This window comes from Amycolatopsis sp. CA-211722 (genome assembly GCF_056828465.1).
This window is the reverse complement of sequence record NZ_CP184752.1, coordinates 3,839,994-3,865,139: the sequence shown is the minus strand read 5'-3', so window position 1 is coordinate 3,865,139 and position 25,146 is coordinate 3,839,994. Positions and strand designations below refer to the sequence as shown.

Annotated in this window: 21 protein-coding genes; 13 read left to right on the top strand and 8 right to left on the bottom strand. The window is 65.2% G+C overall.

Annotation, left to right across the window (positions count from 1 at the left end; genetic code table 11):
- Positions 1-176: 176 nt before the first annotated feature.
- Positions 177-1,874: a hypothetical protein gene (locus tag ACOCEP_RS18910; protein WP_482338871.1), complete on the bottom strand. Its 1,698-nt coding sequence runs from the start codon at positions 1,872-1,874 to the stop codon at positions 177-179.
- Between the two features lie 221 nt (positions 1,875-2,095).
- On the opposite strand from ACOCEP_RS18910, the gene ACOCEP_RS18905 reads away from it, so the two are divergent.
- From ACOCEP_RS18905 to ACOCEP_RS18895, 3 genes are all read left to right on the top strand, one after another.
- Positions 2,096-2,452 carry a hypothetical protein gene (locus ACOCEP_RS18905; RefSeq protein WP_482338869.1) on the top strand — a complete coding sequence of 119 codons (357 nt, stop codon included), beginning with the start codon at positions 2,096-2,098 and terminating at the stop codon, positions 2,450-2,452.
- Positions 2,449-4,104, top strand: coding sequence for an esterase/lipase family protein (locus tag ACOCEP_RS18900; RefSeq protein ID WP_482338867.1), 1,656 nt, complete (start codon positions 2,449-2,451; stop codon positions 4,102-4,104). Before ACOCEP_RS18905 ends, ACOCEP_RS18900 begins: the two co-directional genes overlap by 4 nt.
- Positions 4,105-4,385: 281 nt before the next feature.
- Positions 4,386-5,315 carry a hypothetical protein gene (locus ACOCEP_RS18895; RefSeq protein WP_482338865.1) on the top strand — a complete coding sequence of 310 codons (930 nt, stop codon included), beginning with the start codon at positions 4,386-4,388 and terminating at the stop codon, positions 5,313-5,315.
- Between the two features lie 53 nt (positions 5,316-5,368).
- Here ACOCEP_RS18895 and ACOCEP_RS18890 read toward each other — a convergent pair whose 3' ends face one another.
- The 3 genes from ACOCEP_RS18890 to ACOCEP_RS18880 form a co-directional block, all read right to left on the bottom strand.
- On the bottom strand, positions 5,369-5,593 hold the full coding sequence (locus ACOCEP_RS18890) for a helix-turn-helix domain-containing protein (RefSeq protein WP_482338863.1): 225 nt from the start codon (positions 5,591-5,593) through the stop codon (positions 5,369-5,371).
- Between the two features lie 692 nt (positions 5,594-6,285).
- Positions 6,286-6,804, bottom strand: a complete 519-nt coding sequence (locus ACOCEP_RS18885; RefSeq protein ID WP_482338861.1) for a tyrosine-type recombinase/integrase — start codon at positions 6,802-6,804, stop codon at positions 6,286-6,288.
- On the bottom strand, positions 6,744-7,625 hold the full coding sequence (locus ACOCEP_RS18880) for a hypothetical protein (RefSeq protein WP_482338860.1): 882 nt from the start codon (positions 7,623-7,625) through the stop codon (positions 6,744-6,746). The genes ACOCEP_RS18885 and ACOCEP_RS18880 overlap by 61 nt, the downstream gene beginning before the upstream one ends.
- Positions 7,626-9,491: 1,866 nt before the next feature.
- Between ACOCEP_RS18880 and cas3 the strand changes: the two genes are divergently transcribed.
- From cas3 to ACOCEP_RS18850, 6 genes are read left to right on the top strand one after another with little or no spacing between them, the layout of a single operon-like run.
- Positions 9,492-12,317, top strand: coding sequence for a CRISPR-associated helicase Cas3' (gene cas3, locus ACOCEP_RS18875; protein ID WP_482338858.1), 2,826 nt, complete (start codon positions 9,492-9,494; stop codon positions 12,315-12,317).
- Entirely contained in the window at positions 12,314-14,011 is a 1,698-nt protein-coding gene (locus ACOCEP_RS18870; protein ID WP_482338856.1) for a type I-E CRISPR-associated protein Cse1/CasA, read from the top strand. The genes cas3 and ACOCEP_RS18870 overlap by 4 nt, the downstream gene beginning before the upstream one ends.
- Complete coding sequence (locus ACOCEP_RS18865; protein WP_482338855.1) at positions 14,008-14,616, top strand: hypothetical protein; 609 nt, start codon at positions 14,008-14,010, stop codon at positions 14,614-14,616. The genes ACOCEP_RS18870 and ACOCEP_RS18865 overlap by 4 nt, the downstream gene beginning before the upstream one ends.
- 48 nt (positions 14,617-14,664) lie before the next feature.
- Entirely contained in the window at positions 14,665-15,903 is a 1,239-nt protein-coding gene (cas7e, locus tag ACOCEP_RS18860; RefSeq protein WP_482338854.1) for a type I-E CRISPR-associated protein Cas7/Cse4/CasC, read from the top strand.
- Positions 15,900-16,724: a type I-E CRISPR-associated protein Cas5/CasD gene (gene cas5e, locus ACOCEP_RS18855; protein ID WP_482338853.1), complete on the top strand. Its 825-nt coding sequence runs from the start codon at positions 15,900-15,902 to the stop codon at positions 16,722-16,724. Before cas7e ends, cas5e begins: the two co-directional genes overlap by 4 nt.
- On the top strand, positions 16,721-17,359 hold the full coding sequence (locus ACOCEP_RS18850; RefSeq protein WP_482338851.1) for a type I-E CRISPR-associated protein Cas6/Cse3/CasE: 639 nt from the start codon (positions 16,721-16,723) through the stop codon (positions 17,357-17,359). Before cas5e ends, ACOCEP_RS18850 begins: the two co-directional genes overlap by 4 nt.
- A 1,142-nt stretch (positions 17,360-18,501) precedes the next feature.
- Here the strand turns inward: ACOCEP_RS18850 and ACOCEP_RS18845 are convergent.
- Positions 18,502-19,143, bottom strand: coding sequence for a site-specific integrase (locus tag ACOCEP_RS18845; RefSeq protein ID WP_482338850.1), 642 nt, complete (start codon positions 19,141-19,143; stop codon positions 18,502-18,504).
- Between the two features lie 90 nt (positions 19,144-19,233).
- Here ACOCEP_RS18845 and ACOCEP_RS18840 point away from each other — a divergent pair, with 90 nt between their 5' ends.
- Entirely contained in the window at positions 19,234-19,785 is a 552-nt protein-coding gene (locus ACOCEP_RS18840; protein ID WP_482338848.1) for a VOC family protein, read from the top strand.
- Positions 19,786-20,493: 708 nt separating this feature from the next.
- Positions 20,494-20,739: a hypothetical protein gene (locus ACOCEP_RS18835; RefSeq protein WP_482338846.1), complete on the top strand. Its 246-nt coding sequence runs from the start codon at positions 20,494-20,496 to the stop codon at positions 20,737-20,739.
- Positions 20,740-20,789: 50 nt separating this feature from the next.
- Here ACOCEP_RS18835 and ACOCEP_RS18830 read toward each other — a convergent pair whose 3' ends face one another.
- The 3 genes from ACOCEP_RS18830 to ACOCEP_RS18820 all read right to left on the bottom strand — a co-directional run bounded on the left by ACOCEP_RS18830 (position 20,790) and on the right by ACOCEP_RS18820 (position 22,996).
- Complete coding sequence (locus ACOCEP_RS18830) at positions 20,790-21,164, bottom strand: recombinase zinc beta ribbon domain-containing protein (RefSeq protein WP_482338844.1); 375 nt, start codon at positions 21,162-21,164, stop codon at positions 20,790-20,792.
- Positions 21,165-21,251: 87 nt separating this feature from the next.
- Positions 21,252-22,085 carry a recombinase family protein gene (locus ACOCEP_RS18825; RefSeq protein ID WP_482338843.1) on the bottom strand — a complete coding sequence of 278 codons (834 nt, stop codon included), beginning with the start codon at positions 22,083-22,085 and terminating at the stop codon, positions 21,252-21,254.
- 17 nt (positions 22,086-22,102) lie between these two features.
- A complete protein-coding gene (locus ACOCEP_RS18820) occupies positions 22,103-22,996 on the bottom strand; it encodes a hypothetical protein (protein ID WP_482338842.1) in 894 nt (297 codons plus the stop codon).
- 108 nt (positions 22,997-23,104) lie between these two features.
- On the opposite strand from ACOCEP_RS18820, the gene ACOCEP_RS18815 reads away from it, so the two are divergent.
- Positions 23,105-23,908, top strand: a complete 804-nt coding sequence (locus tag ACOCEP_RS18815; protein WP_482338840.1) for a hypothetical protein — start codon at positions 23,105-23,107, stop codon at positions 23,906-23,908.
- Complete coding sequence (locus ACOCEP_RS18810; protein WP_482338839.1) at positions 23,905-25,113, top strand: helix-turn-helix domain-containing protein; 1,209 nt, start codon at positions 23,905-23,907, stop codon at positions 25,111-25,113. The genes ACOCEP_RS18815 and ACOCEP_RS18810 overlap by 4 nt, the downstream gene beginning before the upstream one ends.
- Positions 25,114-25,146 lie beyond the last annotated feature (33 nt).

The window sequence follows — 25,146 nt, the reverse complement described above, 5'->3', positions numbered from 1 at the left end:
ATCTGCCCCTTCCTGGGCGCCGTCAGCGACCCGTTCTTGGGTCCGACCGCGGCTTACGCGGTCGTCATGACACGGCCAACAGGCCTGGATCATAGATCGCGCCAATTGACAACAAAACGGGTTAACATAACGTAAAATACCACCATTTATAGCGGCGTCAGGCAAGCACACATTTGTCAACAAGCCCCATCCCCAACCGTAAAATTCGACCCATCAACCATTACACCTCGAAGCGGAAGGAGGCGATACTCCTCAACCCATCCTCCCGCGATTTGAACCCCGTCCACGACACTGCCCGAAATCGAGATTGAGATTGGGTTTTGACGATTTTCACCTTGGGAATGCTCGCTGAATATTTGATCTACCAACTCTCGACTCGCACCCAATTCAACATTGTCTGGAATGTGAACTTTGACTGCCTGCCCCGTTGAAGTGTCACATGCTACATAAGTTGGCCACTCCCCCGGCATATATACCGCCAGCAAGTCGGAACCTTCCAAGCTAGACACGCGCGGAGCCAGCAGATCAGAACGGAGGCGGCTAAAGGTCTTGAACCACAAGCCGAATGTTTTCGTCCACGGCGGCTCGTTCGGGTCGCCCTGCAGTCGCTTAACAGCATTAGTGTGACGCCCACGCTTCTCGAGACCGTCGTTGCCCATGAGGAGCATCGCTGACCTCGTGTACTTATTGAGATTGCCTTCACTGGCGAGGCGATCGCAGATAAATGTGACGAGCTCGCGCGTCACAGCGATAGCGTCGTCCGCTTCGTCGCGCGATGGCAAATACCCGCCATGCACTACACGATTTCGAACATTGGATACCTTTCTTGCCCACCGCCCAACTGGCCCCATCCCGCTATGATCCCAGGAACCACCTATACGTTCAGAAAAATCTTTCTCCACTCGACGCTTCAATGAGTCCCGCCAATTTGCCGCAACATCCTCAGGAGTTTTACGCTCTTCCCACAAGAGCATAAGCAACGTGCGATCGAGAACGACCTCCGCCGAGGCCGCGGCCATCGTTACAGAAACGCGCGTATTTCCGTAACGACGTAGCGCAACGAGCGCTTCCCGATCAAGGTCAAGATACGCGGCCAATGGGTTATCGTCGATCTGCCGACTAGCACTAGCTATAGCCTCTACCCGACCGCCAGGAAGGTCTCGCTGGCGCGTTATCGCATTGAAGGATCGGCGCGCCTCGTAAAGACGGAGTTCGACCGCTTCTTTTTCCTCAATCTGGGCAGAATTGCGAACAACATATGGAATAAGTGGCGGCAACACTTCCTCGGCAAGTAGCGTAACCGGCCCATTTTCAATGACGTGATACGCCATCTGCAAAGATCGAACCTTGCCAATCGCCACGTTGAATAGCGTACCTATCTGCTCGCCAGACAACCCGTTGCCATCGCGCACATCAGTTGACGGAACATCATTTCTCGACCACCGAGCCTGCTCTAGCGTCAGATTGACCCATGCCGGCAACGCGACCTCAACCACGGTGCAATCTGCATCGAGGTCATCGGGCATACTCGCTGAATCACGATAGTCAGGTCCATTGATGCCAACCAGGGCTGCCTTGAAGACAGCGTCCAAGCCGAGAGATGCAGCAAGGCCCACCTTAACGTGGTGAACGATTAACGAACTACCTGTAACCCAGATCTTTGTCATGTCCCGTCGACCAGGAACCCCCTCCATCTCCGTCCCTTTTTCGAGCCAGCCAATGGGCAGGATGCTTGCATGTAGTTGCTCCGGAAATACCGTGTACTCGGGAATCGATATCGGCTCCGGAAGTTTGAAGAAGAATGTAACGATCGGTTCATCCGGGTCAGCCAGCAACACTCGATCGCCTTCGCTGCCTTCAGGTTCACTCACCATGGCATCTATAATGCCTCGATAACGCAGCAGCGGTCGCGGGGTCAGGAGGGACGTCGCTTCAGGGCGAGATCGCGCACAGTTGGATCTCCGCTCGCTTGCACGGCGGTAACAAGTCGCCCCTACTCGGTAACACGTACTGTGTAGTGGCCGACTTGCCGACCATGAGTCGTCGGTGGGTCGTAGTCACGCTGGCAGGATTGGTCCTCGTAGCAGTTGCTGGGGTGATTTTTCACCTGACCAGAAGCAGCGCGGATTCGGGACAGGTACCGCCATCGGGGACTGCCACAGCATCGCTGACCGCGCAGGAGGCGGAGTCACTCGCCATACGGTTGACCAGCGGGGATGTCAGTGAGGTGCGGTCGGTTATCACGGTCTCGGCAGGCCAGGATCTGGATGCGGCGGCGATCGCCGGCCTCGCGTCGCTGAAGCCACTCACATTCGACCTGGCATCGTTTCAGGACACAGGCGAGAGCACCTCGACGGTCGTCGCGCGCAGCAGCGACGGAGCGCGGTGGACTGTACAGCTCGTACTGGTTGACGATGCCTGGAAGGTCAGCACGACGGAGCCGGTCCGATGATCGCCCGGGTTCTCGCGGTCCTGCTGGTCTTCGCTGCGCTATTCGTCGGCCCCATGCCCGGGCTGGCGGTCGCCGCGAAGTCCTGTGCGGGATCCGACCGCACGCATTCGACACCCGTCACGCAGAGCCAGTCCGCGGCACGGCGGCCGGTGGTGCTGGTGCACGGGTGGACCGGTACACCGATGATCGAGACCGCGAGCAAGCTCGGCAGCCAGCTCGGTGAACAGGTCAGCCTTTTCACCTTCGACTACGGCCACTGGGCTCTGAGCTGGGCGGCCGATGAGCACATCGCCCCCTGCCTGGCCACGTACCTCAACCAGGTCTCCGGCGCCCACCGGAAGGCAGGTGGCGACGGCAGGATCATCGTGGTGACGCATTCAATGGGCGGCCTGGCCCTTCGCTACGCCATGGACGCAGGACACGTCAAAGACGCGGTACCCGCCGCGGCGGTACCCTATGTCGTCACACTCGGCACCCCGCACCTCGGCTCGCCGTGGGGCGGCTCCGGCTTCGCCAAGCTCAAGACCGTGCTGGATCACATTCTCGGCCGCGCGCAACCGACGACCGGCCAAGCAGGAGGGGACTGCCTTGTCCTGCGTGACCGCGGTGATCGCCTGCCAGATCACTGCGGCGAACTGCCTCCCTGGCTTCCCGCGGGGATCCAGCTGACCCAGATCGCCGGTGACGCCACAGTCGATCGTTCGTTGTTCGGGTTCAAGCTGTATTCGATCCCCCTGTTCAGTGATGGAATCGTGCCCGTGCCCTCGGCACACGGCTACCCGACGTCCGGACCCACCGGAGCGCCGCCTGTCAATGGAGCCAAAACCGCGTCTCGCACGGATCGCTGCACCATCGACTTCGGGTTGGTCAACGCGGCCGCTCGAGACCTGCGGCTCGTCCCCGCGGGGATGGCGATCGACTACCTGACGCTCCAAGACCTGCAGAACGATAAGTTCAGTCCGCCGGTCCAGGCGTACCTCGGCGGAGTGGCGGTAGCCGCACCATGCGCACACACCCGCCTGGCCACCGATCAGAACGCGATCAACCAGACCACCGAGGTGATCAAGGAAGCACTGGCCGCCCTGAAAAAGTCGGTGCCTCAAACGAAGCTGGTCAAGATGGCGGGAATCGACAAAAGCGGCAAGCCAGCGGCTGGCTTTGCCATCGAGGACAGCGGGACCAACCTCGACGGATGCGACGCATCGAAAGCCAGCGAGAGCCCGGACATCGTTCGCTGCGGACCGACAGCGGCAGGCGCCGACATCTGCTGGATCGGCAGCGGCAGGGAAACCCTCTACTGCGGCACCTTTCCCTGGGAGAAGAAACTGCTGCGGTACACATTGCCGGCCCCCTCAGGACCCGTGGCAGCCACCACAACACCCGACCCGTGGGGCCTCGTCCTGTCCGACGGCCTCCGATGCCGCATCCGCAACGGCGGTGCCTGGCCAGGACGTGCTGACGAATGGGTAGGCGCATACAGCTGCGAAGGAGAACAACGCTGGATCCTGGTTCGAGCGGGAATGACAACCGCGGTGGACCGCTCGAAACCAATCTGGATAGTCCGAGTCGGCCAACTCGACGCCGAGAATTCTGCCTTCCCACCGCCCGAAACTGTCTCGGTGGCTACGGCCTACCTCGCCGTCGGGCCATGACCTCTGGCAGCGGTCGCGCACGTGCAACCGCACTCACGGTTGCGAGAAATCACCCCGGCGTGGCAGACCTCGGCAGCTTACGGCTAGCAAGAGTCGACGACAGGCGACGTTCACGGTCTACTTTGACACCGACTATGCGCCAGCACCCCGCCGGATAAATCGAGGTAATCGAAGCCGCAAGTCGCGAAATCATGACAACATTCCAGGAATCCGGTAACAGAGATAAGGCGCCCTGCGACTTCGTAGCATAGTTCAGCGAATCGCGGCTATCGGAGGCTCCATTGAACGAGAAGCGAGCACACCGCTCCATCGTGTCGAGATTACTGAGACATCCATGGTGGCTGGGCCTTACAGGGATAATCACCATCGCCGCCCTGATTGTAGCCATGCTACAACTGGCGAAGCCAGACCCAAAACCCGCACCAGCACCAGCACCAGCACCAGCACCCCTAAATGAAATCACCGGGGACTGCAATGCCGCAGGTAACAACAACGAAATATCATGCAGCTACAAGGTATTCCCGCCCGCGCCAATGTCAATCGGGGATGTCGACATCGGATGGGCCGGCCACGCCACCTTCTTTTTCGACGGCACCCCAAATGAACTACCGAAACCGCCAGAGTATCCCACGCACGAGGTGCGCAACCACTGCGACGAATGGGAGAACTGGCTCGCAGGCGAACAGCGGATCTACACCATGCAGCCACAGGTCTGGATGACCATACTGTCCGGCAAGAACGATCAAGTCGTTGTCACTCGCGTAGAGCCAACCGTGTTCACAAAGCGGCCAATCGGTAGTTTATTCACCGTTCTTCAGTGCCAATACGGAGCCGACGGGATACCTGGGTCAATCCTGACGGTCGACGTGGGAACCGGCAAGACGACCTTGCTTGACCAAACCGATAAGGATCCGGTGCCGCAGCCCATGCCGCCCGCCGCCATGGTACTGAACGGATCAGGCTACGACGGCGCGATCGTGCGGGTAGAATCCACTACTGGCTTTCTTTACTCTGGCCGCATCAGGGTAACAGCAAAGATCAACGGAAAAGAACAGAAAATCGATTTCGGAACTCCCGATAAGCCCTTTCGATGGATTGGCGGCCAACCAGAACAGTACCCAAAGATGCCGAACGACGCGAGGTACGACTGGAACCCGAGGACTCTACAGTGGATTCAGAACCTCAATCCAGAAGATGTACATCCGTCTTAGAGTTTCACGCCGACAGCCAAGTCGAGCCAAACTTGACAACTGAATATGCGCTGCTATTCGCGATGCCGATGAGGCAACCGCTGGAAATGTGGCGCAAGTGACCCATGCCTCCAGCAGGGATGGGCACGACGCAGCTCGCACACCAGCGCCTCCACGTTGGCAGCGAGCCGGGTCGGAGCGGTCTCCGGCGGCCGCAACCGGTCCACCAGGCCATGCCCGCCATTACCCTCGAATCGCTTCAGCCAAGAGTACAGCGACTGCGCCGAGGTTTCGATCATGCCGGGCAGCTACTGACGCTGGTGGAGGGCCCCGGCGGTGGGAGCTGGAGGAGGCGGTCCAGGGCCCAGGGCACCGGCAGGGGGCGACGCCGCGAACATCCGCTCATCGGCGTGAGCGGACGCGATCGACAACGGCCTGCACAGGCAGACTGAACGTTGCAGGCAGTGGTCCGCCAACTCCGCAAGCGACGCCCACAAGAGGCCAGGTATCGAATCCACGACGAAGGCAATCACCCACGGCTGCCACTGACAGCCGAATCTCACACCAATTTTTCTGGAGCAGTCCTGGAGCACACCGTCGGCTACAACATCGCCCAACGACACCGGACCGCATGGAACAGAGCACAACTGCGTCAGCCGACCAGCGGTTTCTCTATAACCGCAGGTCAGCGCCTTGATCGAACTGGCAGTGAGGGGGTCAGGGGTTCGAGTCCCCTTAGCTCCACAGTACGAAAACCCTCCCGAATCAGCGGAACTTCCGCAGGTCAGGGAGGGTTTTCTCGTTTAACGGCGGCTCTTCGGTGATCACCTGAAGATCCGAGGCGGATCGCTTCAGGAGCCTCTGCTGGAGGATTTCTGGAGGATCGATCTTGCCGCTCTGCCTGCTCGATGATCAGCAACAGGCGCCAGGCCGAGGACACGTGGGGCTCGCGGTGAAGCGAGGCAGGGAAACGTCTCAGCTACTCCGATTTTCACCGCTGCTTTCCCACCACCGCGGCGCGGTGGGGGTCAGCCAGCGGTCCCATAGATCCGGCCGGCCGTGGCGCGTTCGGTCGGCCCACAGCTGCGCGTGCTTTGCGCCAGCGTCTCTCAAGGCAGCGGAGCAAGCGTCGCTCGACCTCGGGGGCGACGTGGCTATAGGTCTCCACGATGCGGTTGTCGAGCCGATGCCCGAGCCGCCGGGCTTGGGCGATCTCGGGGATACCGTCAGCGATCATCCACGTCTTGTGACTGTGCCGTAGTCCGTGGAACGTCAGCCCCGGCCGGACCGGTTCGATCGACACAGCAGCGTCGAGACGTTGCAGGTTTCCGTCAACCGCGGGGCGAAAGACCCGCCGATCGAAGTCACTGCGGCGCAACCAGCAACGACGCGGACTCGCGAACACGAACTCGCCATCATGACCGTCCAGATGATCCCGCAACAGATCGATCAGGAACGGTGGGAGCGTGATGGTGCGCGCCGACGCGGGCGTCTTCGGCGCCCGAGCCATAGCCGATGGTTGCCTTCATGCAAGCAGCCGGTGTCCGGATCAATGACGATACAGCCGTCGTCGAGGTGCGTGTTGACGCGGCGCAGCCCGGTCAGTTCGCCCCAACGTGCCCCGGTCCAACCCGCGGTCACCACCAACAGCCCATAACAGCGGCAACCCAGTAACTCCACATTGTCCGAGATCCGGACAACCTGCTCGGGCGTGGCCCAGATCCGTTCGGCGGGAACGGGCGACCGCTCGCGGCGCCGACCACGCCGCGCCCTCCTGCGCACCGGATTGACGGCGATGAGCCGCTCGTCGACAGCGTCGTCAAGCATCATCGAGAACACCGTGACAATGCCGGCCACCGTCGACCGAGCGTAACGGCGCCGCAACTCCTTCACCCACAACGTCACCGCCAAGGCGGTGATATCACCGACCGCGGTACTCCCCCACCGCGGCTCGATCTGGTTACGGATCCGGCTGCGATAGTTCTCCTCGGTGCGGACCTCAACGTCGAGAGTTTCGGTCCACAAGGCCACCCAGGCGGACACGCTGGTCTTCGCCGCCTGCGGGTCCAACCAGATACCACGCCGTTGATCGGCCTCAATCTGATTGGCATAGTCATCGGCCAACTTCTTGGTGCCGAAACCAGAACGCGACCCGATCCTGCCGTCAGCCGTGGGATACCGGACACGCCACGAGCGCGGGCCTATCTTCTCTGTCCAAGCCATACTGACCTCCCGGGCGCCAGCGTCGAAAGTGGACAGACCCGGTATGCGCCACCGTTTGACAGTCCGCAACTCGGAAACTTCCAGTGCAAACGCGACGAAGGCAAGCAACGCAACACCGCTCTTATCTGCTTCGTTCGACGCTGAGACGTCCGCTAGAGCAGGTTCAGGGGTTCGAGCCCCTGATGGCGTGCGGCAGGCCGGTACTCTATTCACCCGGCCGGATAGTTCCGCTCGGGACCACACAGCGCTCCCCGTCCACGTCGACAAGCTGCAGATTCCCTCGGATTACAAGTCCCCTCCGCCGCAAGGTCAACCAGTGCCGCAAGGTGTCGAATTTCGACCATCCATGCAGGTCAACGTGAACCTCTGACTGCGGCGGGTGTCGCGCCGTGCCATGCCGTGCCGGGCTCTACTTCGGCAACGGAGCCCAATCGGAGACGTCGTGGCATCCCGGGTCCTGTCGAACTGGCTGAACAAGGCGAGCCACATGTCCTGCATGAAGTCCCCGGCCTCGTACGGGGCGTAGCCGCACTACTGACGACATGCCACACCAGTGGCGCCAAGTCCTAAACTAGCCGGCCCAATGCTTGGCCTCGTGACTACAGTGAACTCCGATGGCAATCGGCGCCCTGCTTCCAGGACAGCGATTCGAAAGCCGCCCGAGGCGGAACTGAATGCAAAACAGCGTTACCGTCCGAGAAACCGCAGGTCGCCAAGTGTTCTCCCCACGCACGTGGGGGTGTCCCCCTGTCGGTGTCCTACGGCGGCGGCGCCGGGGCGTTCTCCCCACGCACGTGGGGGTGCCCCCGCGGACTTCCCGACACCGGGTTGCGCCTGTACGTTCTCCCCACGCACGTGGGGGTGTCCCGTGGACCATCGAGGTCAACACCGGCATCACCGAGTCCTCCCTACACGCGTGGGGGTGTCCCCGCCTTGTGGCACTCGTCGATCACCACCATGATGTGCTCCCCACGCGGGTGGGGGTGGCCCGCGGCTCATGTAGCGCTGCGGTCCGACGATCGCCGTCCTCCCCACGCGTGTGGGGGTGCCCCCACCGGCGTGCCGCAGAAGTACAGCGACCAGTCGTTCTCCCCACGCGCGTGGGGGTGTCCCGCACTCAGCGAAGACGTCCAGGCCGTCGCAGGGGTCCTCCCCACGCGCATGGGGGTGTCCCCTGGCCGAGTTGACGATGGAAGCTGCTGCAAGCCCCCCCAGCGCTTGGGGGTGTTCCCCGGTATCCGCCACGAGTTCGCTTCCACAGACCGTTCTCCCTACGCGCGTGGGGGTGCCATCATCGAGTTCGGTCTCGACGTCGGAACCGGCCGAGTCTCCCCACACGTAGGCCCTGGCGTTCACAGGAAGTCGAACGGCAACCCGAAGGGAATCTTCCCTGGCGGATGGGTCTGTCCCGACAGAGATACAGCCGGGCGAGCCACTGCGGCGCGTTCTCCTCTACGTAGGTGAGACTTCCCGAACTACCGCCCCGATCATCGGGGGGACCGAGTTTCTCGTCATATGAGTGTCGGCTGAGTCTGACCGACAGCGCCCATCTACCGAGGCGTTCTCTTCGCCTTGCGGGGTCTCACGCAGCTCTACAACGACGTGATCCCGGATGTGGTCTCCCCGCGTATGTTGGCTGGCGGCCGGGGAGAATCGCCAGCCGGTTCTCCTCTTGCGCGTGGGGTTGGCCTCTTCGTGACCGTCCCTGGCGGGTCTAGCGGTTGTCCTTACTGAGGGCCGTCGGTGGGTGTCGTGTATTGGGCCGGTGACCCTGCCCCGCGCAGCTCACGAAGTCCTCGCTGGCGTGGCTGGTGGTCAAAGCCTGCTTGATCTGCGCATTCGCCGTTTTGTCGGAGGGTGTTGATACGACTACGGCATGCATGGGAGGTGCGGAAGTCAGCAGGTGTCTCTGCGGGCGATCCTGCCGGGACACAGACTGCGGGTGCGGCTTGGTCACTGGCGGTGTGTCGTCTGATGGCGATGTTGCGGGTCTGGGGCAAGTGGGAGACGGGCGTTGGCCCGTTTCCGTTGGTTGGTCATCTGCTGGATACGGCTGCGGTGGCGTGGGTGGCGTGGGAGGGTTTCGCGCCGGGGCTGCGGTCGAGGCTGGTGCAGGTGCTGGCCCCGGGGGATGGGGGGCTGGCGCGGGCGCGGTTCGCGGTGCTGGCGGCGTCTCACGATCTGGGGAAGTGCTCCAGGGAGTTCACTGGTCAGCTGTGGTCGCGACATTCAGGTTCTTTTTCGGAGTATGTGCGGGAGTTGGGGGCGCTGGGGTTGCCGATGGCAGCGCCGCGGCAGCGGCCGGAGGTGGCCGGGCGTGGTGGCTGGTGGTTGCGGCACGAGGCGGTGACCGGGTGGGTGCTGCACGAGCTGACGGGGTTGCCGGGGTGGGCTCGGCGGGTGGTGATGGGGCATCACGGCCGGTATCAGCCGTCGGGCCCGGATTTCCTACCGACCAGGCCGCTGGTGGAGATGCGGGAGCGGGCGGTGGATCCGGCGTGGTTGCGGCTGCAGCAAGAGCTGTTGTCCGACGTGGTCGCGGCGGTATCGACACTGGCGGGGGCGGACGTCTCGCTGGAGGGGTGGCCGGACGGGCTCGAGAAATCCCTGGTGCCGTTCGTGGTGGCGATGACCGGGTTGGTGTGTCTGTGTGACTGGGTGGCGTCCGATGAGAAGTTCGTCGCCGCGTCGCCCAGGGTGTTGCTGGAAACCGGGGATATGGCGGGCTATCTGCGTCACCGGGTGACCGAGGCAGCGCCTGCCTTGCGGGGGGTGCTGTTCGGCAGCGATACCCCCACGGGTGGCTTTCCGGATCTGTTCGAGGGGCATGCGCCGCGGGGTGCGGCGCAGGAGTGGGTGGCCGAGCGGAGGCACGGTCCGGGGCTGGTGATCGTGATGGCGCCGATGGGTGAGGGCAAGACGGAGTTCGCGTTGTACCGCCACACCGCGGACGCGTCGGTCGCGGCCGGCACTCCTGCGGGTGACGGGTTGTTCTTCGGGTTGCCGACGATGGCGACCGCGGACGCGTTGTTCTCGCGGGTGCAAGCGTTGTGGAAGGGCACTGCGGGGTTCGGGCGGCTGTCGCATGGGCAGGCCGTGCTGCACGACTTCTACGCGGCCAGTGCGCTGCGTCCGCTGGGGAACGACGAGGGTTCGGGGGATGGGCTGCGGCCGTCGGATTGGTGTGAGGGCCGGCATCGCGGGCTGTGGGCTCCGGTCACGGTCGGCACGTGTGATCAGGTGCTCGCCGCGGCGTTGGATCACCGGTTCCTGCCGGTGCGGTTGGCCGCGCTGGCAGGGAAGCACGTGGTGCTGGACGAGGTCCACACCTATGACCCGTTCCAGCACGCGTTGCTGTGCCGGTTGCTGGGCTGGCTGGGGGCGTTCGGGTGCCGGGTGACGCTGCTGTCGGCGACGTTGCCGCGGGCGCGGGTGCGGGAGCTTGCGGCGGCGTGGTCGCGGGGCTGGTTGCGGCGCCCGAGCAGCGACGCGGTCGAGCAGGTGCTCGAGAGACTGCCGGCGGAGTTGCCGTATCCGGCGGTGGTGACGGTGGACGACACGCTGGAGTGCGAGCCGTTGACGGCGTGGCGGTCCTTCACGTTGCGCTTGGCCTACCACCGGGTGCCGCCATCGGGCGCGGAACGCACGGCGGCGACGGTGCGGGTGCTGCGGCAGCTGCGGGCCGAGCAGCCACGCGCGCGGATCGGGCTGATCGTCAACACCGTCGATCGCGCGATCGAGGTGTTCGAGCAGTACGCGGCCACGGAACCGGCCTGCCTCGTGCACGCGCGAATGCCGGGCGGTCAGCGCGCCGCGGCGACCACCGAGGTCGAGGCACTGGTCGGCAAGAAGGCACCGGCGGGGGCAGTGTTCATCGCGGCGACCCAGGTGGCCGAAGCGGCACTGGATCTGGATCTTGATGTGCTGGTGACCGACCTGGCGCCGATGGCGGCACTGCTGCAAAGGTCGGGTCGGCAGTGGCGGCACTCGGTGAACACCGGCACCGGATGGTCACACCCCGGCAAGCTCGCCTATCGCGAGGGAGACCCCGTGCTGCACCTCCTCGTCCCGTCCAGACCCGATGGTGCGCTGGCCGCGTCGAACACCCCCTTGCCCTACACCGCCGCCGAGCTGCACCGGACGTGGAGCCACCCGGCATGCCTGGCCGGTGGCCTGCGCGAGTCTTTCCTGCTGCCGCAGGACATCCAACCCGCGATCGACGCCGCTCACGTGTCGCTGGAGGACCTCGCCGCCGACACGGCCGGTGAGCCGGCCGAGACCGCCGACATTCTGCGGCACCTGACCGCGCAGCTGACGCAGGCCGGTGCCGCCGTGCCCGTGGGGCACGAGATCGGGCGGATCGCCCGGCGCTGGCGCCCGGGTCCCGGACGCGGCCAGGACCCGTTCGGACGTTACGAGCCCGACTGGTCGCAGCTGACCGCGCCCCGGCTGTGGGACGAGGACGCCGGCGCGGTGACGCGGCTGCAGGAACGCGACCAGGTCCAGCTGCTGCTCTACGACACCACCGGCGCCACCCCGTGGGCGTTCGACGGCGACCCCGCCGCCCTGACCCGCGACACCGATCGGCTCACCCTGCTCGCCGCGCTGTCGGCGACCGTGCCCGTCAGCGGCTGGTTCGCGACCCAGCTGCGTCGTGCCGCCGCCCCGCACCAGCCTCCCGGCTGGCCTGCCAGCGCACCGCCGCTGTTGCGGGGCTCGACCCTCATGCCCGTGACCGCTCTCGCGCCGCTCGCGGCACTCGATCCCGTGCGCGGCCTGATCCGGAGGACACCCCGATGACCAACGCCACCACAACACGGAAACCCGTAGTAACACCAGCGAAACGCCCAGCCAAGCCAACGAAACCGGACCCGGCGGTCGCCGCCCGCGCCGCGATCACCTCCGCGCACGCCCAGCCCCGGTTCGACCTGGCCACCGAGGCGTGGATCCCGGTGGTGCAGGCCGGGTCGGCAGTCCTGGTGTCGCTGCGGGACCTGTTCACCAGGGCACACCTGATCACCGACCTGGCCGTGCGAGACCCGTTGCGGCGCGCGGCGATGCGCCGGTTTCTCGAAGCCCTGACCATCGACCTCGTCCGCCGCGAGACCTCCTGGACCGTCGAAGACTGGGAAGAACAGCACGGGAAGAACCAGGGCTTCACCGCCGGGCAGGTCGAGCGGCTCCTGGACGTGCACGGCGAGCACCTGTGGCTGTGGCACCCCACCACGCCGTTCCTACAGGATCCCCGCCTGATCACCGCGCTGGACAAGCCCCACGAGGACATCACCGTGCGCGAGCTTCTCCCGCATCTGCCGTCCAAGGACGGCGCTGCCTGGTCGGTCAAGCCCGGCGATCCGATGGCCACTGGCGCGCTCAGCCCAGCCGAGACCGCGCTCGGCCTGGTCGCGCGATGGTTCTACACCCTCAACTGCATCTGCGCTCGCCTGAACGTCCCTGGAGTCCCCACCCTGGTGAAAAGCCACGTGGGCAGTAGCTTCGCCGACTCCGTCGCCGGCCTGACTCACGTGTTCCGCGTGGACAACACCAGTCTCTACCGCAGCCTGCTACGCGGCATCCCCGCCGAGGCAGGCGACGCGCGCCCGGCGGGAAGCGGGGTCGAGGGCTGTGCGTGGCTGGACCCACAGCAGCCGCAGCCGAGCAGCGACCCTCTGTATCTGGCCACGCTCAACCCGGCAGCGGTCCTGCTGACCGCACGCGACGAGCGCGGCGAGACCACCCGGCTGGTCCGCGCGGCGGCGGTCGTGGCACCAGAGGTCGCCAAGGGACTGCGCACAGCCGCACGCGACGCCGATCAGCACCGGGCTACCTACGTCGACGGCAAGAAAGCCACGCGGGTACTGCGGATCACCTCGTCCACCTGGCGCGGTGAGCTGATGGCCATCTGCCACCGCGACGGCACCGACGGCCAGCCTCTGCGGGGGGTGATCTCGAGCGACGGGTGCTGGCTCGCCGCGAGCCCGGACACCGCCGACGGGGAACGGCTCGACCTGCTGTTCGCTTCCAAGGTCGGCGCCGCCATGGCACCGCGCTGGCAGGACGTGCTCACCGTGACGCTGCCGGCCCGCCACGGTGACCCGGCGTTTCCCGACCCGCGGGTGCGCGAGCACGTCCGCGCTGTATCGCAGATCGCGTTCGCTCCGCACCGCGGTGTACCCGACCAGCTGCGCGAAGCGTTCCGCGATCTGCTGGCACGGCCGAAGGACTCCGGCTGGGATCGGCCCACGACGACGGCGCCGGCGGTCGTGAGCCTGACCCGCCCCACGCGCCAGGCATGGATGGCACGCATCGACCACTCCCTCGACGACATCGTCTCCACACCCGACCCAGCCGCGCTGGCGGCATGGGAGCAGCTGGTGTGGCGGACCGCGCGCGATGCGTTCGACCGCGTCGCGGCCCGCTACTCATGCTCGCCCCGCTACGCCGCCCGCTACGCACTGGCCATGCGCCGCCTCACACTCAGGAGCACGCGATGACACCAGCTACCGGACCCGACCCCGCCGATCCGCATGAGGCACGCCTGCGGCGCGACGCCGACTTCGTCGAGCGGCTGCTGGGTTTGCGCGGCGATGTCCAGGCCCGGGCGGCGCTCGTCCGCGGCGCGACACCCGCACTGGCACACCGAGCGATCCCCCACCTCGGTAACCACCGCGTCCCCGAGGTTCCCGTCGAGACCTCGCTGATGTTCGCCTCACTCCTCATGTCTTCCCACACCGTCCCTCACGCACCACGCCAGCGCCTGGGCAGCGCGGCCTGGCACAGCTTGACCTCGCGCGACAGGCGTAACCCGGGCGCCTCCCGTCAGGGGCGCGATCTTGTCGCCGTGCAGCGGCAGCAGCTCACCTCCGCACACCGTGTCATCGCCAGTCTCTGCCGCCGTGTCAGCGAACGCCCGGGGCTCGGACTGGACTGGATCGACATGTGGAGCACCTACCGGATGTGGGACCACCCCGACCCGTTCCTCCGCGCACGCGTCCACCGCCGTCTCCTGCTCGACTTCCACACCACGACCAGCGACGACACCACCGCTCAACCGTCCACATCGGATTCAGATCAGGACGACGCCAGCGATCCGCGCTGAATCACACCGAACACCCGAACACGCCACACCGATTCCTCAGGAGAACCCATGCACGACAGTCGTTTCTTGAACCTGCACCTGCTCTACACCGCCAGTTACGCCAACCAGAACCGCGACGAGTCGGGAATGCCCAAGAGCCTCACCTACGGTGGCACCAACCGGAACCGGTGGTCGAGCCAGGCCATGACCCGGCCCAAGCGCCTCGGTTACGAGAACGAAGCCGGCGGCGACCAGATCAGCTACCGCGCGAAAGGCGGCATGATCACCCAAACCCTCACCTACGCCCACGAACACGCCGAGCACACCGGTGCTCCGCTCACCGAGGACGAAACCACCCAGGTGCGGACCCAGGTGGACCTGGCCGTCAGCAGCCTCGTCATCAACCGCGAGAAAGCTGTAGCGGACAAGAAAAAACGTGCCAGCAGGACCAAGAAAACAGCAGCTGAGACCGAGCCGATCGACCTAGACGAGGAAAGCGAGGAATCCGAGCACGACAAGAAAGCCACGCTCGTGTGGCTGGCCGAGCCCGAACTCCAGAACCTCGCGAGCAGGGCCGTCGCCGCAGTACGTCAGGACGCAGGCACCACGGACCCGAGCATCGATTTCCTCGTCCCCCAACGCACCGCCGCACTGGCCATCGCCGCCTACGGCCGCATGTTCGCCGCCCGCCCGGACCTGCAGAACGAAGCCGCGGTCCAGCGCGGCCACGCCTTCACCACCCACACCGCCGGCGACGAGATCGACTACTTCACCGCCGTCGACGACCTCCCCGCCGCCGCCAGCGGCAAAGGCGCGGGCCACCTCGATTTCGCCCAGTACGCCAGCGGCGTCTACTACTGGCACGCCAACCTCGACCGCGACCAGCTCTGGCGCACCTGGATCGCGCCCGACAACGAGACCGCGCGCACGCGACTCGAACTGTTCTTCTGGCACCTGCTCACCGCCCTGCCCACCGGCAAGCAGAACACCACCGCCCCGCACACGATGCCCGACGCCGCCCTGGCGGTGCCCGCGACCAGCCCGATCTCCCTGCACCAAGCCTTCGAGAAACCCGTCGCCGCGGGCCGCGAGGGCTACCGCAAACCCAGCCTCGACGCCCTGCTCGACACCCACGACCGCGTTCGCCGCTTCACCCCACGCCAGTTCCCCGGCCCCGCGCACCTGGCCACCATCCTCGACCACACCCCGGACGAGAAGATCACCACCGACACCAGTCTCGACGACCTCATCAGCGCCTGCGTCGACTGGACCCTCGCCGGCCGCCCGAACCCCGCCGAGGCACGATGACCACCCTCGTCGCCCGCCTCGCCGGGCCCCTGCAAGCCTGGGGCGCCGACGCGACCCACCGGATCCACCGAACCCACGCCACCCCCACCTGGTCCGGGCTCCTCGGCCTCACCCGCGCCGCCCTCGGCCACGGCCGCGACCACGACCTCGCCGAGATCGACTGGCTCCGCGCCCTCGACATGGCCATCCGCGTAGACCAGCCCGGCATCATCGCATCCGACTTCCACACCATCAGCCAGCTCCCCGCCGGCTACACCCGCTTCGACGGCATCGGCGCCGGACAGCTCGGTCTCATCCCCAGGGGCAACGCCCCCATCACCCGCGGCAACCAGGCGAACCGCTGGATGGGCGGCACCACCTATCTCACGGAACGGCACTACCTCCACGACGCCACCTTCCTCTGGCTCACCCAAGGCCCCGAGGAACATCTCCACCGGCTCGCCACCGCCCTCACCGAACCCCGTTGGGCCTTAAGCCTCGGCCGTAAAGCCTGCCCGCCCACCCAGCCCTTCGTCCTCGGCCTCCACGCTGGAGACATCACCCAGACCGCCGCCATCGTCCCCGACTTCAGCCACGCCACCCCAGCACCACACCGCCCCGTCCACCCCCGGACCGTCGAACTCATCTGGATTCACGGCACCCCACCCCAACCTGCCGCCAGCCGCACCACGGTCGCCGACATCCCCCTCGGCCCGAACACCCAGCACGGCCATGGAACCAGCGTCCACCACCACACCCGCACCACCGCACCCCACCACGAAGACCCACTCGACTGGGCCGCAACCCACCTCACCCGCCTCGACCCGGAGCCCGCCCGATGACCACCACCCTCGAACCCACCCCCACGACCCTCACCGCCGTACCGCTGAACCACCCCCAACTACGCAACATCAGGAACTGGAACGACCGGAACCGCGTCCACGGCGCCGTCATGGCCTTCTTCCCCGACCTAGGCCCCGACCACACCAGCAACCCACGCGCCGCGGGCAGCATCCTCTACCGAATCGAACACTCCACCCAGAACGCCACCCGCCTACTCCTGCAGCACACCATCCCCATCAACGACAGCCACCGCATCGACGGCGTCCAGCAACGCGACCTCACCGCCGCTCTCTCCACCCTCCACCCAGGGCAGCCGCTCCGCTTCCGCACCGTCCTCAACGCCGTCACCCAAGCCGGACGCCATCACAGCAAACGCACCCCCATCACCGACCTCGATCAACTCCGCCACTGGGCGCAGCGAAAACTCACCGAAGCCGGCCTCATCGACATCCATCTCACCACCCCACCCACACCACGCAAGGTCACCGCCAAAGCACCACTCTGGACAGTCCAATTCGACGGCTACGCCACCATCGCCAACCCAGACACCACACGCACCGCCATCACCACCGGCATCGGACGCGCCAAGCCCTACGGCTGCGGACTCCTCACCATCGCCCCAGCACAGCCCTGAACCACCCACACAAACCAAAGCAAAAACACTGTTTCAGCACAAAAAACACCAGCTCAACAAGTGTGCTCCCCCACGCGCGTGGGGGTGTCCCCGCGATGGGTGAGCACGTCGCGGAGTGCCTGACGTACTCCCCACGCGCGTGGGGGTCTCCCCGCCTTGTGGCACTCGTCGATCATCACCATGATGTGCTCCCTACGCGCGTGGGGGTGCCCCCATGGACGGCCTCACCTCCGCCGTCATGTCCCGGTTCTCCCCACGCGCGTGGGGGTGCCCCCGTCTCGATGCGGTGGGACTGGCAGCCGGGTCGGTTCTCCCCACGCGCGTGGGGGTGTCCCCGGCCGGTGGGACGTCGGTCCGGGCGGCACGCAGTCCTCCCCACGCGCGTGGGGGTGTCCCCGGCTTGATCACGTCTTTCGACGTGGGCGGGCCGTGCTCCCCACGCGCGTGGGGTGTCCCGGTAACTCCGTGCTGGTGCGGGCCGCACTCCTGCGTTTTCCCACGTGTGTGGGGGTACCCCAGGGGCTCCCTCCTGACCCCTTCCCGTCACCTGGTTCTCCCTACGCGCGTGGGGGCGTCCTGCGGTGCTGGGGATCGACCGCCAGGCGGCCCCATGCTCCACGTGTGCAAGGGTGATACCGTCTCGCGGTCACCGGGGACGTCGAAGGTCTCATGCTCCCCATGCCCGGGCTTACGTTGCCTGGAAATCCCATCCCGGCGGGGGGATCTCTTCCGAGTGATGGACTCGGTCACCAGCAAAGAACACTCTCCGCCGAGATCGGGTCATAGCTGAAGCGTCGTGTCGGGTCTCGGAGGTCCCGCAGGATGCACGGATTTCTGAGGCTTTCCAGCTGAACCGGACGCCCCTGCGGACAGCACACCCGCAGCGGACTTGCCGCAGGTGAACCGCAGGCGCCGACTTATGCCACGACGTGATAGACCCCCGGAATAATCGAAGGCTCGCCATCTGAGCGAACGCCATCCCGGCAAGTACCACCGGTCATCGCGACAGTTATACTGCTAGCAGAGGACTTTGTCGATTCCTCGGCCGCCCAGCAATTCTCGCTTGGGCAGGCTTATTAATTCAGCTCAAATGTAAGATATCCGGAGAGATAACTGCAAGTTTCGTGAAACCGTGCCTTACGTCAGGCGGCGGGCGGGAGTTTCCGGTTCTGCCGGCGCGGAATGATCGAGACAGCTGCTTCGGCGGTTTCGCGGGCGAGTTCCGGCAGCACGTGGGTATAGGTGTCGGCGGTGATGGCAATGCTGGAGTGGCCGAGGAGTTCCTGAACCTGTTTGAGGTCGGCTCCGGCGGCGATCATGAGGGTAGCGGCGCCGTGGCGGATGTCATGCAGGCGTACGGGCGGGAGGCCTGCGGCGTCGGCGATGGCATGGAGGGCGTCGCTGAGGTGTGAGGGTTGCAAGGGTTTGCCGTCGGGTTCGGTACAGACTAGGCCGTTCTCGATCCACGCGTCGCCCGCTGCTTCCTGCAGGTTTGCCTGGCGTTGCTTGTGTGTGGCGAGGACGTCGGTGGTGGCGGTGTCGATGGCGACGACCCGGCCGCTGGCTTCGCTCTTGGGTTCGCCGAATTCGGCCCGCCACCCGATTTGGACAAGCGCCGCAGTGATGGTGATGCTCTGACGGGTGAAGTCGACGTCCCACCAGGGCAGGCCGCAGGCCTCACCGCGTCGCAGTCCTCGGTAGGCGATGAGGTGTAGCAGCACGTAGTAGGGGTGGTCAACAGCGTGGTCAAGGAACCGTCCGGTCTGCTCGGGTGTCCACACCATGACTCGGGAGGGCTTCTGTCCGGTGCGCTGCCACCGTTCGACGCGCTCAGGGGTCCAGAGCAACGCTTTCGGCCACCGCCTGGACGACAGGTGCTACCGACGCTGCTGGCGCGGATCAACGCCACCAGCGCGAACCTGGCGGAATGCCTGGAACGCTTCGAGGAAATGCACATCTTGATGTTCTCCTCGTCCGACATCGGCGCCACGGCCGCACGGTTGACAGCCGCCGGGGTGAACACGATGCGGCGCCCGGCCAGCGCTCACGTCGAGACCATCCGCTACCCGGAGATCGATGAGGTGCGCCCAGACGCGGAGGCGGAAGGCAGGGTCGGTGTCGTCGCGGACTTGGACCCGCGGATCCAAGCGACCCGGCTGGCCGGCCACCCGAACAGCGCCGTCGGTATCGCCGACGTCACGCTCTGCGCAGCCGACGGCGAACTGGACGCCGTCCAGGCACGATATGAGCGTTACATCGGTCGGACACCCGAGCAAAAGGACCTACCCGGGTTTTCGACCTCGGCGGCCCAACGCTCACCCTCGTGCCCGACTCCAGTCTCACCACACTGTTCCCCGGTGAGCGAGCGCCCGCGCTGCCCGCACTTGTCGCGTGCACGGTTGGCGTCCAAGACCTGGACACTATGAAGAACTTGTTGCGGAACAAGGAGATTCCGTGGCTACAGGCACCGGCGGGAGATGCCTTCGTGCCAGTAGCAGCCGTCCTCGGTATCTGTATCGTCTTCCGTCAGGTGAACCAACCCGCCACGACGAACTGAACCGGCCGGACAAGCAGGCCAACACGGACGCCTCGAACCCACAACCTTGCGCCCTCCCCCGAATGGAGGGGAAACGCTCATCGACACGAGCGACCGTTGTCGACAACGGGCCTGCACAGGCAGACTGAACGGTGTGAGCAGTAGCCCGCCGACTCCGCAAGCAGCGCCCACCAGCGACCAGGTAACGCGTCCACGACGAAGGCGATCACCCACGGCTCCCATTGGCAGTCCGACTCTCACACCAATTTTTCTGGAGCAGATCTGGAGCACGACGTCAGTTACAACAGCGCCCAACGGCGTTGAACCGAATCGAACAGAGCGCAACTGCGCCAGCCGACCTGCGGGTTCTCGATAACCGCAGGTCAGCGCCTTGATCGAACCTGACTGGCAGTGAGGGGGTCAGGGGTTCGAGTCCCCTTAGCTCCACCTTAGAGGTCTTACTAGAACAAGTGCCTGAATGAAGGCCACGAAGTAGGACCGCGACGCCTGAAGGCGTGCAAGGACCACCCGCATCGCGGGTGGTCCTTTTGCTTGCACCCTCCGCGCCGGTTGCTCCGGCCCGCTGATCTTGGATGGCGTGGAGCTCGCCGAAGGGCTCACGAAGCTCACCGTCTGTGATCTTGTCGTCCTCAATGTAGAGGGCGTGGAAGATCGCCTGGTTGAGGAGGCGTCGCTGTTGGTCGTTGCAGCGTCGGTACAGCTGGTCGGGCTGTTCAAGGAGGGCAAGGCCGGCGTTGACGAGTTGGGCGCTGTCGGCGAGGTCGGCGTTGGCTGTGTCGAGGCGCTCCTCCAGCCGGCGGCGTTCGCGGGCGATGTCGCGTAGCTTCTCCTTGACCTTGGTCCGAGGCAGTGTGCTGTCGGCAGCGAGGTCGATCAAGTTCTCCTCCTTCGTGTCGAGTTCCCTGAGCTATGCGGTGATCTGCTTGCGCAGCAGGCGTGCGGACTTTCCTGCTCGCCGAGCACGGCATCGATCTGGGCGCGCATGTCAGCGATGAACGGCTGGCTGAAGCGAATCGCGGAGTAGTGGCGCTCAACCGCATCCTCAACGAGCGTGACGTTGACGTGGGGTGCTTGGCACAGCCCCTTCTGCCGGCCGCGGCAGAAGAAGTACAGATACTCGGCGCCCTTCGAGTTGATGGTGCGTTGGATGATCATCCGCCGCTTGATGCCGTCGCGTTGGCAGCGTCCACAGAAGAGCGGGCCCTTGAGGTAGTGGTGGTGGACGCGACGGCGTTCTTGTGCCGTCATGCGAGATTCGAGGATCTCCTGGACGGTGTCGAAGAGGTCCTCGTCGATGAGGGGCTCGTGCCGCCCCTGGATTTCTTCGCCGTCGTACTAGACGTATCCGAGGTAGTAGCGATCGCGCAGCATTTGCGAGATCTTGTTCTCGGAGATCTTCTTGGCGGGGTGTCGCCGGGTGGCCCTGGTGCGTAGGCCGCGGTCGTAGAGCTCGTCAGCCAGTTCTTCTTGCGTGTAGTCGCCGGTGGCGAAGAGCTCGAAACCCAGCTGTACAAAGGGCGCCCGTTCAGGGTCGACGATGATCGTGCGGATCACGCGGCCGTCGGAGTGGTCGATGTGGTTGAGGTAGCCGATCTTCGCGCGGCCGAGTGTGCCGCCGTTGCGGGCCTTCTGGCCCATCTTGTAGGCGATGTCGGCACCGGACTGGCGGGATTGGTACTCGTTGAACGTGGCCAGGATGCCGTGCATCAGCTGGCCGACCGGGGTGTCGTCGATGGCCTCGGTGGCCGAGACCAGCGTGACGCCGCGCTTGCGCAGGTCCGCCATGACGATCGCGTCGTCGTAGCGGTTCCGCGCCATGCGCGAGAGCTGGTAGATGATGATGACGTCGACGTCGCCCTGGCTGCGGACCCGCGCGAGCATCTGTTGGAATGCTTCGCGTTTGGTCATCTCCGTTCCCGAGCGTCCGGGTTCGACGTACCCGTCGATGACCGTGACGCCCAGTTCGCGGGCCTTGCGAAGGCACGCTTCCCGTTGGGCCGGGATGGAGATGCCTTCCGGGTTGTAGTCGGTTCGGACCTGCCCGGTCGAGGACACGCGCAGGTAGATCACTGCGCGGGTGCCGGGGGCAAGGTCGTCCATCGGTGGCTGGATGGGGATGGTGACGTCCTGCTGCAGTTCATCGATGAAGTCGGCATAAGCGCTGGTCATGACACCTCCTGGAGCGGCTACTGGAAGTCGTTCGGGCTCATGAACGTCGAGATGTCCGAGCTCGGTGTGCATGGTTCCGCCAGCCGTCGGGCGCGTTCCTCCTCCGACCACTCGGGAAGTTCGGGCGGTACGTACGACAGATCAGCCCACTCGCAGCGTCGGCAGACACCGGTGACGACCTCGTACGAACCGCATGCCTCGCACCGCGTCGGTATCCGGGCGAGCCGCAGCCTGGCTGCGGTAAACGTGCCGAGCAAGTGCTCGACTGCCTTGAGCCCGATCTCGGCGTCCATGCGGATCGCATTCTTTGCGTGGGTGAGCCAGTTGACATACTCCCACGTCTCGACGGCCAGCTTCTTCAAGTACGAGCGAAGCCGTGCCGCGGACTCGCCGGCCGCCACTCTGTTGGCCAGGAGGTCTGTCCAGCCCTTGAAGTCGGACCCTTTCGGTGGGGCCTGCCCCTCCGGCACTAGGTTGTCGTTCCGCGTCTCGCCAACAAACGAAACCAGGCACTCACGCAGTCGTACACCGACCGATTGAAACGCCTCGGCCTCGTCGCTGGTGTCGTATGCCTCGAACGCCTGCTGCCAGCGTCGCCACGAACCTGGCAGCAGGTCGGCCACCTCTGGGGAGACCGGTACGTCGCGCTCCTGGGCGTGTTGCACGCGCAACATCAGGCCGATGTGGAAGGTCAGCACCACGTCGCGGCTCTTGAAGTCGGCCTGGTCGTAGAGGTTGGTGGGGTTGGTGACGACCCACCAGCGGCTCGCCGCGCCGTGCACGTCCCAGATGTCGTGGCGGATCGGCCCGACCAGTTCGGACGCGACCTTCTCCAGGTGGACGACCTCCTCATGCGCCTGGTCTTCCACGTAGGCGCGGATCTCGTCCGTCTCCAGTTCGGTCGCGCGCACCTCAGCAGCGTCCCTTCGTCGGGCGCAGTGGTGTGGTTCGCCGCTCCGACACGCCGATGAGGTTGATTCTCGTACGTAAATTACTGGTCATGGTGTACCTTCAGCGCCGTGAGCGAACAGCAGGATGTTATCGCGGAGCTCCGCGAAGCCGGGGTCCTGGCCGGGGTGCGCTGGGCGTGCTTGTCGGCCACCACCCGGTCGTTGGAAACCTACTCTGAGGCCGACGGCCACGACGCCGCATGGCTCGGCAACACCCGGTACACCCTGTTCCGCGACCGTCTGGACCGCGTGTTCGCCTGCGAGCGCTATGCAGTGCGCTCCGGCAACGACGACGCCGACCTCGACCTGCTGTACGACCAGCTCTCCGAGCGGGACATCGACACCATTCCACGGTTGGACGCTGGCCTGGTGCGCCGCGCGAACCTGAACGGCAGCCCCGGTTGGGCGTGTGGCGAGCGTCGGTTCCTGCTGGCCTCGTGCGTCTTCGGCAAGCTCGACCGGCTGCCCTGGCCACAGAAGAGCCCTACCAAGCAACGGGTCGCCGGTCAACGCAACCCCGAGCCGCCGCAGCCCTCGCTGTTCGAGGGACTAGACCCAGAAGAGATTGGCGGCCTGGAGGCCCTGCTGACCGCCGGGCAGGACCTCGACCTCACGACCTACGTCGTCGCGCACAGCCTTGACGCGCTCAGCCAGCAAGTCGAGCTGGTCTTCGGCCGCGCCCGCCTGAACGCTGGAGGCGGTCAGGCATGGTACTGGCGCCACGACCTCTTGGGCGCCCCGCCGGCTGGCGGTGGACGCCGAACCGACGACGCGCCGCTCCCGACTGGACCGAACACAGTGCCAGATGCGCCGGTCCGTCTACGTCGCCCCGCAGAAGAACGTCGCGACAACCGCAGCAGTGGTGAAGGGTGAGCCCTCGTACGTCATCGCTCGATCGGGCGGCTGAGGTCGCCGCCTTCTTCGACGGAGCTCGCCTGACGCTTGCCAGGCATTTGGCGGGTCTCCGCAAGAGTGACCTTGCTGCCTTGGTCGACAAAAGCCCGACCGCTGTGGCGGCGTGGGAGTCCGGTGCCAAGCGACCCGCGGCCGCGACGGTCGCGCAGTTGGCGCTGAGCTTGTCGGTTGATCCAGGATTTTTCGCGATCCGCCCTGAGGACGTCGCCGCGCTGAGCACGACGCCGCACTTCCGTTCGTTGCGCTCGACCAGCCAACTCGCCCGCGACCAGGCATACGCTTACGGGCAGTTGGCCGTCGACATCGCGACGAGCCTGGAGCGCCACGTCGAGTTCCCCGACCCAGATGTGCCAAGGTTCCCGGTATCAGCCGATGACCGGGACGGTGATGGCCCGGAACGTGCGGCGCAGCTAGTCCGCAAGGAGTGGGGAATCGAATTCGGGCCTGCCGGGCACCTGGTGCGCTTGCTTGAAAACCATGGCGTGCTGGTGGTGTTCAGTCCATCCCAGGCTGCCTCTGTCGATGCGTATTCATTCGACAGCCGTTTGCGGCCGGTGGTGATATTGAACCCGATTAAGCGGGACTACTACCGCCAACGATTCGATGTCGCTCACGAATTGGGACACCTCGTCATGCACGGCGACGCGGAGCCTGGTGGGCGCATCGTCGAAGATCAGGCGCACCGGTTTGCTGCTGAGTTGCTGATGCCTGCCGACCAGGTTCGTGACTTGCTTCCGGCCACCATGGGAGGCAATGTCTGGCGGACGCTGGCTCGGCTCAAGGAACAGTGGGGCGTCAGTATTCAGGCTCTGCTCTACCGTGCCCGCTGGCTCGGCCGACTCAGCGACGTGTCGTATCGCAACGCGATGACGACTATCTCTACCCGCGGATGGCGCCGGAACGAACCAGGCTTGGTCAGCGCCATCGAGCAACCGTCACTCCTGCCTAGAGCCTTGGAACTCCTTGTGCAGGAGGGCATCGACGACACAGTCCTCATCGAGCAGTGTCGCGTGCCGCCGGAGCTCTTTCACATCGTCACCTCCCGAATCCCGAAGGATGATCCTGCACAGCCGTCTGACACATCGGCTGAGCAACGAACGGGAGGGCGGGTGATCTCTTTGTTGGAGCGCCGAGCGCGTGGCGACGGAGGCCAATCCGGCTAACACTTCATACACGATCAACCGGTGGTGGTCCGC

Bases quoted from the DNA above. Each gene is read 5' to 3' on its own strand.
- ACOCEP_RS18850 (WP_482338851.1), top strand. From the start codon at position 16,721: ATGACCACCACCCTCGAACCCACCCCCACGACCCTCACCGCCGTACCG.
- ACOCEP_RS18870 (WP_482338856.1), top strand. From the start codon at position 12,314: ATGACCAACGCCACCACAACACGGAAACCCGTAGTAACACCAGCGAAA.
- ACOCEP_RS18825 (WP_482338843.1), bottom strand. From the start codon at position 22,085: ATGACCAGCGCTTATGCCGACTTCATCGATGAACTGCAGCAGGACGTC.
- ACOCEP_RS18845 (WP_482338850.1), bottom strand. From the start codon at position 19,143: ATGGTGTGGACACCCGAGCAGACCGGACGGTTCCTTGACCACGCTGTT.
- ACOCEP_RS18890 (WP_482338863.1), bottom strand. From the start codon at position 5,593: ATGATCGAAACCTCGGCGCAGTCGCTGTACTCTTGGCTGAAGCGATTC.
- ACOCEP_RS18885 (WP_482338861.1), bottom strand. From the start codon at position 6,804: ATGGCTCGGGCGCCGAAGACGCCCGCGTCGGCGCGCACCATCACGCTC.
- cas7e (WP_482338854.1), top strand. From the start codon at position 14,665: ATGCACGACAGTCGTTTCTTGAACCTGCACCTGCTCTACACCGCCAGT.
- ACOCEP_RS18865 (WP_482338855.1), top strand. From the start codon at position 14,008: ATGACACCAGCTACCGGACCCGACCCCGCCGATCCGCATGAGGCACGC.
- ACOCEP_RS18830 (WP_482338844.1), bottom strand. From the start codon at position 21,164: ATGACGGCACAAGAACGCCGTCGCGTCCACCACCACTACCTCAAGGGC.
- ACOCEP_RS18900 (WP_482338867.1), top strand. From the start codon at position 2,449: ATGATCGCCCGGGTTCTCGCGGTCCTGCTGGTCTTCGCTGCGCTATTC.
- cas5e (WP_482338853.1), top strand. From the start codon at position 15,900: ATGACCACCCTCGTCGCCCGCCTCGCCGGGCCCCTGCAAGCCTGGGGC.
- ACOCEP_RS18910 (WP_482338871.1), bottom strand. From the start codon at position 1,874: ATGGTGAGTGAACCTGAAGGCAGCGAAGGCGATCGAGTGTTGCTGGCT.
- cas3 (WP_482338858.1), top strand. From the start codon at position 9,492: ATGGCGATGTTGCGGGTCTGGGGCAAGTGGGAGACGGGCGTTGGCCCG.